Origin of the sequence: Aliiruegeria lutimaris (genome assembly GCF_900099935.1) — a bacterium.
Lineage (GTDB): Bacteria > Pseudomonadota > Alphaproteobacteria > Rhodobacterales > Rhodobacteraceae > Tropicimonas > Tropicimonas lutimaris.
On sequence record NZ_FNEK01000109.1, the window covers coordinates 1 to 11732 of the forward strand.

Annotated in this window: 14 protein-coding genes and 1 tRNA gene; 7 read left to right on the plus strand and 8 right to left on the minus strand. The window is 59.3% G+C overall.

Annotated elements, in window-relative coordinates; translation table 11 throughout:
- Positions 1-155 precede the first annotated feature (155 nt).
- The 6 genes from BLR85_RS26125 to BLR85_RS26150 form a co-directional block, all read right to left on the minus strand.
- Complete coding sequence (locus BLR85_RS26125) at positions 156-452, minus strand: hypothetical protein (protein ID WP_093164343.1); 297 nt, start codon at positions 450-452, stop codon at positions 156-158.
- Positions 453-454: 2 nt separating this feature from the next.
- Positions 455-676, minus strand: coding sequence for a DNA-binding protein (locus BLR85_RS26130; RefSeq protein WP_093164345.1), 222 nt, complete (start codon positions 674-676; stop codon positions 455-457).
- A gap of 412 nt (positions 677-1088) precedes the next feature.
- Positions 1089-1325 (minus strand): hypothetical protein, encoded by a 237-nt coding sequence (locus BLR85_RS26135; protein ID WP_093164347.1) that lies wholly within the window; start codon positions 1323-1325, stop codon positions 1089-1091.
- A complete protein-coding gene (locus BLR85_RS26140; RefSeq protein ID WP_093164348.1) occupies positions 1322-1522 on the minus strand; it encodes a hypothetical protein in 201 nt (66 codons plus the stop codon). The genes BLR85_RS26135 and BLR85_RS26140 overlap by 4 nt, the downstream gene beginning before the upstream one ends.
- Positions 1522-1902 carry a hypothetical protein gene (locus tag BLR85_RS26145; protein ID WP_093164350.1) on the minus strand — a complete coding sequence of 127 codons (381 nt, stop codon included), beginning with the start codon at positions 1900-1902 and terminating at the stop codon, positions 1522-1524. Before BLR85_RS26145 ends, BLR85_RS26140 begins: the two co-directional genes overlap by 1 nt.
- Before the next feature lie 321 nt (positions 1903-2223).
- Positions 2224-2297 (minus strand) — tRNA-OTHER (locus BLR85_RS26150).
- A gap of 125 nt (positions 2298-2422) precedes the next feature.
- Here BLR85_RS26150 and BLR85_RS26155 point away from each other — a divergent pair.
- The 5 genes from BLR85_RS26155 (at position 2423) to BLR85_RS26175 (ending at position 7860) form a co-directional block, all read left to right on the plus strand.
- Positions 2423-3655, plus strand: a complete 1233-nt coding sequence (locus tag BLR85_RS26155) for a tyrosine-type recombinase/integrase (protein ID WP_093164352.1) — start codon at positions 2423-2425, stop codon at positions 3653-3655.
- Positions 3652-4290, plus strand: a complete 639-nt coding sequence (locus BLR85_RS26160) for a hypothetical protein (protein ID WP_093164354.1) — start codon at positions 3652-3654, stop codon at positions 4288-4290. Before BLR85_RS26155 ends, BLR85_RS26160 begins: the two co-directional genes overlap by 4 nt.
- A gap of 630 nt (positions 4291-4920) precedes the next feature.
- A complete protein-coding gene (locus BLR85_RS26165) occupies positions 4921-5691 on the plus strand; it encodes a hypothetical protein (RefSeq protein ID WP_093164356.1) in 771 nt (256 codons plus the stop codon).
- Positions 5684-7090 (plus strand): DUF3987 domain-containing protein, encoded by a 1407-nt coding sequence (locus tag BLR85_RS26170; protein ID WP_170844781.1) that lies wholly within the window; start codon positions 5684-5686, stop codon positions 7088-7090. The genes BLR85_RS26165 and BLR85_RS26170 overlap by 8 nt, the downstream gene beginning before the upstream one ends.
- Before the next feature lie 524 nt (positions 7091-7614).
- Positions 7615-7860 carry a hypothetical protein gene (locus tag BLR85_RS26175; protein ID WP_139188561.1) on the plus strand — a complete coding sequence of 82 codons (246 nt, stop codon included), beginning with the start codon at positions 7615-7617 and terminating at the stop codon, positions 7858-7860.
- Positions 7861-7963: 103 nt separating this feature from the next.
- Here BLR85_RS26175 and BLR85_RS26180 read toward each other — a convergent pair whose 3' ends face one another.
- Positions 7964-8593 (minus strand): hypothetical protein, encoded by a 630-nt coding sequence (locus tag BLR85_RS26180; protein ID WP_093164362.1) that lies wholly within the window; start codon positions 8591-8593, stop codon positions 7964-7966.
- 99 nt (positions 8594-8692) lie between these two features.
- Here BLR85_RS26180 and BLR85_RS26185 point away from each other — a divergent pair, with 99 nt between their 5' ends.
- Positions 8693-10489 carry an inositol monophosphatase family protein gene (locus BLR85_RS26185; protein WP_093164364.1) on the plus strand — a complete coding sequence of 599 codons (1797 nt, stop codon included), beginning with the start codon at positions 8693-8695 and terminating at the stop codon, positions 10487-10489.
- Positions 10490-10782: 293 nt separating this feature from the next.
- Complete coding sequence (locus BLR85_RS29390; RefSeq protein ID WP_170844782.1) at positions 10783-11307, plus strand: uracil-DNA glycosylase; 525 nt, start codon at positions 10783-10785, stop codon at positions 11305-11307.
- Positions 11308-11435: 128 nt separating this feature from the next.
- Here BLR85_RS29390 and BLR85_RS26195 read toward each other — a convergent pair.
- Positions 11436-11732 (minus strand): transposase domain-containing protein (locus BLR85_RS26195; RefSeq protein ID WP_139188562.1); only part of this gene is annotated, 297 nt, incomplete at its 5' end.

Here is an 11732-nt window from a genome sequence, read left to right on the forward strand (position 1 = left end):
ACAGGCCACCGGCACCGGAAACCATCATCCAGATGGAACCAAGGCCGGTCATGCACTAACAATCAAACTGGACCAGTCAGATCAGGCTACTCAGAACGCCTCGCTGGATGGTCGCGGGGCGTTCGGTCTTCTTGGCCTTCCTTATCGCCTACTGTTCAACACTCGTCTTCCAGATCGCGGCCGGTCAAGGCGGTGTAGGCGCTGGCCGCTCTGCGGGTGACGGCGCGCACCACCTCGGGGCTGATGAACTGCGCCCGAATGAGGTTGCCTTTGTGGTTCTTCCCGGTCGGCCCCTTGGCAAGCGCGAGGCCATCTGCGTTCTGGACCAGCAGGCAGTTGGAGATCCTCAACCCGGCAACTTCGAGATCGAAGAGCGCCAGGAGGCGATTGCCGATACCGTTCGCCGGACCGTCGATCACCGACATCGTCGCGATGCTGTAATTATGTTCCATGATTAATTCCCCGTCAGCTTGGCCATGAGTTCCGAACGGAATGCGAACCAGGTGCCGCTGCCCTCGGGCTTGTAGATCGGCCAACTCGGCAACTTGGCCAGCCGCCTTGCCTTGTTCACGGATACGCCGAGAGCCTCGGCAATTGCTTCGAGGCCCCAGAGCTTTTCCGGGCCGGTGGTCAGCGCGTCGAAGCGCTTCGGTGTAATAGGCTTGCCTGTCATCATTTCTGCCTGTCCTTCTGTTATTGCTCGTCACGAGTCTTCAGTTCAGTCGCTTCTCTGTTCTTGTTCCCAACCGCCTGTGCTGGTTGGTGAACCCTTGAGTGAAGGCATAGGACGACCAGCCCCAGCACTTGGCTGAGGTTGGTCCCCGCTGCCTTCCGCTTTCCGTGCTGGCCGGAGCCACCCCGTCGCTTCAGGCCCTCATGGTCGATATGACCCACGCCATGAGGTTGGTTGCTGCTTGCGACACCGGGTCTGATGCCGGGGATCGGGCCTCAACCTTTCGGACTGCCCTTTGCCTGTGATCCCGCCCCGTGGTAGGCTTTTTCCTGCCTGGTGCCACTGTCTTCTAAACCGTCCACCAGATAGGCCCTGCGTTGCTTTTACGAGTGCGCAGGGTCACTCATGTTCGGCCCTACTCGATGACCGAGAATTCCTCCTGTCCCGCGTTGACGAAGAGATCCGACACCATGCGGCGCATGATGTTCACTTGCTTGGGAGAGGGCTTCCAATTCTTGCGGAAGCTCTGGCGAACGATGCTCATGGCAAAGTTCTTGCTCCAGTCGTTGTCCGCGCCCTCGGCACATTTGGGCATGTGCCAGATCAGGCGTTCGAGTTCCGATGGCGTGGGGTAGAGGTGCGCATGTGTCATTGCTTGCCCTCCCGACGCGGAGACAGCAGAACGGTCGTCATGCGCTGCATGAGTTCCATCTGCTTCGGTGAGGGCTTCCAGCCACGGCGTCGCGATTGCACGGCGATGACGGCGGCGAAATCGGCCGGCCAGCCGCTCGGCGCGGCCTTTGTGACAGCAGGCCACCGGGAAAGCAGTTCCTTGACGGAGAGGTTCATCACAGCGCCCGCCGATCACGGGAGCGACGATATTCTCGCGATGCCTGTGCAATAGCCGCCGTCATCTGCGGCGTCTCACCGGGAATGCGGGCCGAGACCAGCGCCTCTTCGGCAATGGCGCGGGCATGGTCGCGGGGAAGCTCCCGCAGAGCCAGGAAGGCAATGCAGGACTTGTCGAAACTCGTCAGAAGCGTTGCGCTAGACGACTCCGGCGTGCTATCGTGTCGGGGAAGAAAAGAGCTTTCATCTTCGTGTTCTACGCCGGTCGCAGTTCCCGCTGCGCCGGCGTTTTTCGTGCGATATTCCGCCGATTGTTTCCATTTGGACTCCCAAATGGAATTATTGACCCTATTGTTTCCGAATTGGGAAACATCTCCCATACCCCCCTGAACCCCGGTTGCGGAATTTCCTGCACCGGGGTTCTTCATGAGAGATGACACGTCGGCGTCAAAATCCCGACACAGTGCACCGTTATCCGTAGTATTGTTTTGATTACGAAGCTCAGCGCCGGTTGCAGCACTAGCTGCGCCGGCGTATTTCGTGGACGAGTCCTGAACATCTAGGGAACAGATTTCGTTGGGCTGTACGGGATTTGTACGGATCTGCCCCGAATGTGCCCGATCCGTTCCTGCAATATTCTGCGAGCTACATTTCGGCGCGAATGCGCGCTCATTGTAACTGCATGAATTGTCTTGTGAAAATGGTGCTGCCGGAGAGATTTGAACTCTCGACCTCTCCCTTACCAACCGAGAGGTGGTGTCACCACCTGACCGACGCGAGCGCTCAGGATCTCTATAGTGTACCTATATATCAATGAATTACGCCACTTGAATGCCGCCACGGACCGACGTAGGTTACACACTCATGTGGGATATAGGTGGGATATAGATAGGCTGGCTCATGTCTCGGAACGTTGTGGAACTGAAAAAGGCTCGGTCGGCGGCAGCAAAGCCCGCCGAAACGCTGACTGAAACGAAAGTGGGAAAGCTACCGACCCGCGCGAAGGTTTATGATGTTCGCGACGCCAAGGTTTCCGGTCTCATGGTGCGTGTCACTCCATCTGCGGTACGGACTTACTATTTCAAGGGCAGGATTGGCGCGGGACGAAGCGCCCAGATGCGCATGCTAAAGATCGGCCGCACCGACGACATTTCGCTTGCCGAAGCGCGTAAAAAAGCACGGCAGTATCGCGCCGACATGGACAGAGGTATCGACCCGAACGCCCCGGTAACAGGCAACATCACGGTAGCGGATCTCATCGAGAAGTACGTGGCTGACCTTGAGCGCCGAGGCGTGGTGAAGGCGTCGGATATGAAGACTTCTCTCCGCACATACCTCCGCCCTTACCGAGCCAGCCCCGTTTCGGATCTGTCTTTGGCGGCATTGACGCGAACAATTGAGGATATCCGAGCGGGTAAGATTAGAGCACGCAACGGTGGTGCGGGTGCAGCTGCATATTTCCGGAAGACGGCTCGCTCCTGGCTTGGGTGGGCGCATGCCCGTGGGTACATACTCGCAAACCCACTTGCTGGCTATCGAGAGGACCGAGCAACCCGTGTCGAAATCCTCTCAAAGACGAAACGCGATTGTCGACTTCGCACCCCCGAGGACATTCGCTCATTCTGGAGCGCCACTAATGAGGTAGCTCCGCCGCGTCGCGACCTTCTGCGCCTTGCGCTCATTCTTGGCACCCGCCGCACTGAAACGGCGCTAATTCATCGCCAAGAAATCGAAGGCGACCGACTGACCGTGCCAGCAGAGCGTGCAAAAATGGCCCGAGATCACGTTGCGCCGCTGGGTCGTTTGTCGCAAACCATAATATCCGCCCAGCCTAGCCATGCAGGCACAGACCTTTTGTTCCCGGGACGCGGAAACAGGCCGATATCCGGATGGTCACAACTCCTACGCCCTGTGCGGCACATCCTAGGCTATCCCATCGGCTGCCACGACCTGCGCCGAACATATCGATGGCACCTCGACCGTCTGGGCGTTTCTGAACCACTGGCCGAGGTCATGATTGCCCACAAGCGCGATGATCTGACCGATCTGTACTCCTCCGACGACGCACTCTGGGACGCCCGCGTCAAGGTACAAGACCGTTGGGAGGCATGGCTTGCTGAGGTGCTCAAATGACGGGCGCTGAACCCGAGGTTTCAATATCGACTTCCGCTCTCAAACTCGCTGAGGCGTTGTCCCGGGCCAAGGCCGCCGAAACTGAAATGGCTGGCCGTAGCCAGGCTCTGTCTGCCGTTCTCGAACATCTGAGCGCTTCTTACCCTAGCCTTGAAGCGGACGGCTCTTTCGACCTCCTGCGCAGGTTGCGCGACGACTTGCTGAACCCGCAGCTGCGCGAATTTCTGCGACTACCAGAAACAAAGGGACAGCCTCCCAAACCGATTGGCGAAGTTGTGGTTCGCTGCGCGGCGCTCGCCGCAGTAGACGTGCTTAGTCCTCGTCGCGATATGTCCAAGGCTGAGGCGCGTAGGGTTGTGTCTCGAGCTCTTCGCCGCAGCGGAAAAGCGGAGGCTGTCCGCAGTATCCAGCGGTGGGAAACGGAGTGGTATTCGCGTCAACCAAGGCCCTATGAGGTTCCAAAAGAAGTCGCACAGGCCACCGCACAATACTTGCGTGAGATGTTCCACTCACTCTTTTCTGACGCCGTTACAGCCGAAAACGATGCTGAGGCGGCAATTTCTTTGTGCCTTCGCAGGTTGGTGGAAAGCCATACAAATGGCCCCGATCGAGATGGGTTCTCGCCGCGGAGGTGACATTGCCTGGAGAGCAAGTTGCACGGCTTTCGTCTTGGTTTTTTTGTGCCGAGATGCCCTACGGCTCCAAGTAGTCCCCTCTACGCAATTTAACCGCATTGCCCCTCTGCAATGCGGCCGCCCCCATGCGGCAACGTGGTCACGTCAGACAACATATGGAGGGACCATGTCCGCCAAAGTAAAATCAAATGCTGCCGATGTTTTGGCCGAGAGTAACGGCGAAATCATGTTCGACGCGCTATACACCCCTCGGGACGCTGCAAGCCTTCTCGGCGTGTCCGGACGCACCTTGGAGCGACGCCGTAGGGACGGTCTCGGGCCAAGAGTAACGCTCCTTTGGGAGAATGCTCCGCCGCGCTATCGCGGCTCAGATTTGCTCGAGTTCATTGAGCGTGGCCGACGCCCTTTCGCAAAAGAATGACTTCCGACTTCTCGTGCGGATATCTCCAAATGCTGTCACGAGCTCTGGCCACCGGCACGGCATTGGCGCTCAACGCGTAGAAGCCCCATTCCGAATAATCCGCTGCAATCCGTGCGAGACGGAGCGCGGCCCGAGTGGAAATCCCGAAACACTGAAGAAGAGGACCGAGGACGCTGGCCGCGTCACTCGGTCCAAAAAGGTAAGAGTACATGACTAATACCAAGAAGCGCCTGCGCCGCAAAGACCCCAAGCCGGATCTCTCTGATCCAATGCTCCGCGCCTTGATCGATGCGGGCGGCAAGGCCCTGATGGGCGAGGTGATGATCGACCCGGAGACGGGCGAGCATTGCTACGGCGTCTGGGACGCCGCCAAGGGCGAGCGTTCGATGCAGATCGTCACCCCGACCGAGCAATACGCTCTCAACATTTGGAACGACCTGGAGCGCCTGCGGCGGGAGCGCGGCGAGGCGCGGAGGAACCGCGTCAGCACCCGCAATGCGGTCAACTCGCTCTATCTCGACCGCGAAACGCCAATGGACCTGCTGGAGTTCGATCATACTGACGAGAGCCTTGTGACGAGCCTTGCGCAGCATGGTTTCGTGGTTGTCGGCATCGACGGCGATCCTACCCCTGAGAGCAAGTCGGACGGCTTCAAGTTCGGCCATCAGGACGGAGAAGAGTTCATCGGCTGTCCGCTGGCGCTGTTTCTCGTGTTTGAATATCCCAAATCCGAGATCCCGGACGTGCGGACGATGATCGTCAAGCCGGAATGCGTCGAGGCGGTGATAGAGGCCGAGAAGCATATCGAGATCCATCCCGACGATGATGGCGAGGCCGAGTTCCAGCGCTGGAAGGCCGATTTCGAGGAGATACAGCGCATCCTCGACCTGCCGGTACAGGGGCCGCTGACGCCGGAACAGATGGAACGGCAGGCGGCGCTGCAAATGATCCTCAATGAGATGGGAGGCGGCGATGAGTAAGCAGACCGTCATCGAGATCATCGATCATGACGGCGGCATGGACGGGCGCTTCTCGCGCCCGCCCGGTGCCCTTGGCAGGGCAGTCGCGGTCGGACATGCCATGTGTCCCCGGGATAATCGCTGGTCCTCTCTGGCAGGCGCTCTGGCGGCACTGTCGGCCATCACCAAGAACCGCTACGTGGTCGCGTTCAACGGGATGCACGTTCGTTTGAACCTGTACGTGGCCGATGTTGAGCCGACCGCATCCGGCAAGGAGACAGGCCGTACGCTTGCCCGCCTGCTGACCAGTGCGGCAGATACCTATTATACCGACGACATCGTGTCGAAACCGGCCCTGCACGAGGTGTTGAGCCACAAGCCGCAGATGCTGGCCTGCATCGATGAGTTTGGCCGGTATCTCGCCGAGGCCCGTGCCGACAGCAGCAGCCATCGCGGCCAGATGATGACCTTCATGATGACGCTCTACGGTCTGGCGGGCAGCTTCCTCTCCGAGCGGACTTACGCGAAGAAAACAGACACGAAGCCGCTCGTGGACAAGCCTTTCCTGTCGGCCCTGCTCTCCACGACGCCGGAGCGGCTGGAGGGAGCGCTTGGGTCAACTGACGTGGTGGACGGCACGATGAACCGCCTGACGATGATCTTGGCGGGCAACACCACCCCTCCCTTCAAGCCACTGGGCCGCAAGTCGATCCCGAATGACAAGCTCCCCGCCGATCTGGACGAGATGTGCAAGCGGATCGCGAAAGGCCCCCCGCTGCCCGAGGAGAAGCAGGGAGACGATCTCGGCCTCGATGCGCTGTCCGACCCGGAAGGCGGCACGGTGACGATGGACGAGGCTCTGGAGCGGCAACATGACCAGTTCATGCGGGAGATGGATGCCCGCAAGGACAAGGGCGGGTCAATCGGCCCGATGTGGGGCCGCGCCGCCGAGCAGGTGCTGCGTGTCGCGGGCGTGATGACGGTGGCGGATACGGCGCTGGCCGGTGACCTGATCCGCGAGATCCCGATGCGGCCAGAGATCTACCAGTGGGCGCAGGCTTTCGTGGTCAACGGCATCGATACGCTGGAGCAGGGCATGGCGGCGGATATCGTGGACACGCCGCTGGAGCGCATGCGCCGGTCGATCATGAAGGCAATCGAGAAGCGCGAGGGCAAGCCGCCGAAGCACAACCCCGGCGTCGGCTGGGTTCGGTACGTGGACGTGTCTGGCGCGGTCAGGAGCGGCAAGTCGGAAGCTCGCACCAGCAAGGCCGTGGAGGACGAGATCGAGATGCTGATCGAGGACGGCGTTCTGGAGCGTTGCCACTGGCCTAAAAAGACGGCTGGCGGCAGCGATATACGCCCTATGAAGATCGTCAGTTGGCTCCGTAAGAGGGTGAACCCCTATCCCTTCGATTGAGCAAATGCGGGGAACGGGGGAAGCGCGGGGAACCATGGTTCCCCACGTTTTCAGCCAAGAAAATAAGGAGGATGGGAGAAGAAGGGGAAAAGGGGGGTATGTGTGAGTAAATGATTTTTCTTTCTCTTTCTTCTCCTCACACTCGTTTCCCCGTTTCCCCGTTTTTCTCGAAACTGCCGAAAACGCGCACCCGCTGACAGGGCACAAAAAACTGCCGTAGTAGCCCTTGCTGTACTCCGTACGCTGCCTCGTACTTGTCGTGAATACGCGCGAGGAAACAACGTTTCTGCGCACGGTAGAACCAACAATCGTCACCATTTCTTGTGCGACCAAGGCGTCAAAGGGTAATCGTTGCTTACCTATTGATGTCAGTGCAATCTGAAGCTGCGATACTCCACCGATAGGAGAGGAGACAAAAAATGCCTTGGGTCAAAGGGCAAAGTGGCAATCCCGGCGGGCGGAAACCCCTCCCTGCCGAAGTTCGGGAAGCGATCCGAACCAACGGAGAGAAGGCCGTCGCTCGAATGAACCAACTACTCAACGACGACGAAGCTTGGGGCCGTTTCGGCTGGATGGACCAGAAGGTACAGATCCGGCTGCTGGAGGTTGCGCAGGCCCGTGCCTACGGCCACAAGCCGATGGCTGAGATTGACCAACCGGCACAGGTCGTGGACGCCGGAAGCATCATCCGGCAGGTCTATGACGGCATGAAGGCTGAAGGGACGTTGCCGGAATTTCGAAACTCTAGGAAGGCATCTGAAACAGATTAGGTCGACCCAACAATTCTCAAATGGCGACCTGCTTTGGGTCTGGCCAGCGTGAGCAGCTTCTGCGGCACAGAGTGATGTGGCTATTAGAGAGGCGCAATCGGTATCACGAGGTTTGAGCCTTCAGGAACTTCCTGAGGTTGTCGGCGGTCCAAGGCTTTCCGCTCGACGTCAAAACACCTTCCGCCGCAAGGGTACGGGCGATGCCAGGCAATTTCGCACCGGTCTCCTGCAATTCGCGGATGCGGGCGAGTGTCTGTTTATCGCGCTCGGGCTTTGATGCCGACCAATCCGCCTGCCGGTTCTTCCACTCCTTGAAATGGGCTGCCGGGTCGAAAGACCACTCTGCCGTCGAAACTGGGTCTGGCGAAAGCTGGACCACATCAATCCTTGTCTGCTCGGCCCAATGGCGCATTATATCGTGGCTCCGCATACCCTGCACCTCCGAGAAGTCCACGAGGAGCAGCGTGGCCTCCTGAGCGGTGCAAATGCGCTCAACCCGGCCCAGCGGCGAATGCACATATTGGCTGCCGCGGTCAGGAGCGATCTCCATGAACACGCTTTCGTGCACCAGATCGAACCCATGATCCTTTGCGTACCTTCGAATGCGGTCGCGCTGATAGCGGATGGTTCGGCTGTGTGCCGCGGCCTCATCAATGTCTTGGGAAATGTCCGTGAACCCGAGCCACGGCACCGGGAGGGTCCAATAAAACCCTACGGCATTCAAATTCTGCATTGGCCCCTCCTTTCTGAAAATCCGGAAAATCCCGAGTGTTTCGGCGAGCCCTCTATCTAACCCCTAGAGTTCACTCGTCCAAGAAGAAGGAGTGACGAAATGATCCAGAACCCACAGTTCACCGCCCCAACTTTCCTGCTGCCCTTTGTCGAAAAGGCCGTGCGGGACGCTGGTGCCTTGGTCAGAGCAGAGTTTCACCGACCGGGTGGACCGCGGGGCTTCGGCGGCAAGGCTCCCATTGATGCAGACGTCGATCAGCTTCTGAACCGTCGTCTTCTCGCCATGCTCGCGGCCGATTGGTGTAGCGAAGAAACGCCGTGCAAGATCCGTGACGACCGAGACGCCTGGCTTGTTGATCCACTCGACGGAACTGCTGATTTCGTAAAAGGGCTGCGTGGCTCCGCGATCTCCGTGGCGCTCATACGAGGCGGAAAACCCGTGCTCGGCGTCGTATACTCTCCCGTTGCTCCGGACGACCGGGGTGACATGTTCACATGGGCCAGCGGCGGGCAACTGATGCGAAATGGCGTACCGGTGGGCTTGGCAGATCACCGGAAACAGATCGTCGTGGCAATGAACGCGGATGCGGCAGATTACGAGGCCCAAAACCGCCAGACACTCGGCGACGTTCGGGTGCTTTGCAGCCCCAGCCCCGCGTATCGGCTTGCCCGAGCTGCTGCGGGTGAAGTCGACGCCGCGCTGAGTTTGGTGCCCGGCCTTTGTCCGTGGGACATTGCGGGCGGTCATGCGCTGCTGATTGGTGCGGGCGGGCAGTTGTTGCAACGGAATGGGGCAGATATCGACTACCGCCGAACCGCCTTTGAAGGGTGCATTGGAGGTGCGCACCGAGCGGTTGCGCATCTGGCAAACTGCAGCTTTCGTATGGGCGGCAAGCAGAGCCGACGGCCTGCGAAACCGCGGACGCGAGTTGAAACCTCGATCACCCTTTCCCGTGCACAGGGCTGCCTGCTGGGACAACTCTCCGGCGACGCCCTCGGCTCTGCGGTGGAGTTCCTTGACCGGGGAACGATTGCCCGCCTGTATCCGCGAGGCGTAATCGAGCTCGCTGATGGGGGCACCTGGAACACCATTGCCGGACAACCGACAGATGACAGTGAAATGGCGCTGGCTCTTGCGCGAAGCCTGGCAGGGCGTGGCCATTTCGATGAGAGCGATGTTGCGCGGGCCTACGTGAGGTGGAAGAGCAGCGGTCCGTTCGACATTGGACACACAACGGCCGTCGGTATCTCTGCCCTCGCAAACGGCTCCCGTGGCGCAACAAACAGTCAAGCCAATGGGGCGTTGATGCGTGTCAGCCCGATTGGGATCTTTGCGGCGGGACAACCGAAAGAAGCCGCACGCCTTGCTGCACAGGATGCTCGGCTTACCCATCCTCACCCGGTCTGTCAGGCCGCGAACTCTGCCTTTGCGGCGGCGATCTCCGCTGGTGTTGCAGGTGGAAGTTGTGACGAGATGTGGTCCACAGCCTATGCATATGCCGGTCGAGGACGTGGCGCGGCGGCCGTAAAACAGAGGCTCATGGAGGCGAGATCGGGAACCCCAGCAGATTTCCAGCACCAGATGGGGTGGGTTCTGACGGCGTTCCAGAATGCCTTCCACTACCTGATAAACGGGGTATCGCTGGTGGATGCGCTGGTAGAGACTGTTTCGAAGGGCGGCGACACCGATACCAATGCGGCCATCTGCGGTGCTCTGTTGGGAGCGGTTGAAGGCCGCGACGGGATACCTCGTCAGTGGCGCAATGCAGTGCTGACCTGCCGCCCGGTGCCATCTGATGATGTGCATCATCCCCGGCCTTCTGTGTTCTGGCCGGACGACGCACTTGATCTCTCCGAAGCTCTACTCGTTTCCCGGCAACGGAAGCGGACCTGTTGAAGGATTGGATGGCGGCGGTCGGTTTTCGCCGCCGAACCCGCCTATTGGGTGGATGGCTCGAAACGGTAAATCCAAACGAGGCTCACGAAAATGCGATACTACACCGGCGGGGTATCATACCAAATTCGGCTTGCGACTATTGCCGCGACCTTACTGTCGATTGCGTTGTCCCGGGTTACCGGGACTGGAGCAAGGTGAGGGCAGCTATTATCTGCATGCTGACAGGGCTTGGAGGCACAAGATCGATCCCTACCGGAGCCAAATTCAGAAGGGCCGTTTACAGGGAGCCAAGGATGAAGCAGCTAGAAGAGTACACGTCGAAGCTTCGGGCCTTGAAGCCCGATTGTGAGGTCCCGGACTTTTCTTCATCCGGTCCGGGTACGGACGCAAAGCTGCTCTTCCTGCTTGCCAAGCCCGGCACTCGTGGAGCGGGCGTCACCAATGTGGTCGATCCACTGTCGAACGACGATCAGACGGCGCGGAACATGCGCCAGATCATGGAAGAAATCGACCTCGATCCAAACCGAGTTCTGTACTGGAATGTGGTTCCCTGGTTTGATGGAAAGCGTGATGTAACAGCCGCCGAAGTGAACGAAGGTAAACGGCAACTCAGAGGCTTGCTGGAACTGCTTCCGGCGCTAAAAGCAGTGGTTCTGGTCGGCAAACACGCTCAGAGAGCAAGCGATGCGTTCGAGGGATCGGGTGTCCGGGTTTTCAGAACCGCGCATTGTGGTCCCTTGGTCAAGGCGGCCAATCGCGATCAATTCGATGCGATTGGACCGGTTTGGAAAGCAGCGTCGGACTATGCGTTTTCGTGATCTCCAACTTTTGGGTTTGCACAGCAAACGCCTGACCCACCAGGGCAGCTACTCCTCCAAGCCCCGGCGCTGACAATAGTAAGGAACGCGAGATGTACGATTTCAGTAAGCGTCCGGCCTGACCGCCCCTACGATGCAGTTTTCCAAGGTAGCAGATCATCGACGCGATTGATCTTGTAGTCCGGGATACGGGCGAGTGTGTCGGCGAGCCATGCCTGCGGATCGACGCCATTCAGTTTGGCGGTTTCGATCAGTGTGTAGGCGATGGCGGCGGCCTTTCCGCCGGTCTGTGATCCGACGAACAGGTAGTTTTTGCGCCCAATTGCGACGGACCGCATGGCGCGTTCTGCGGTGTTGTTGTCCAGTTCCAGAATGCCGTGATCGAGGTAGGGCCGCAGCCGCACCATGCGCGTCAGGGCATAGCG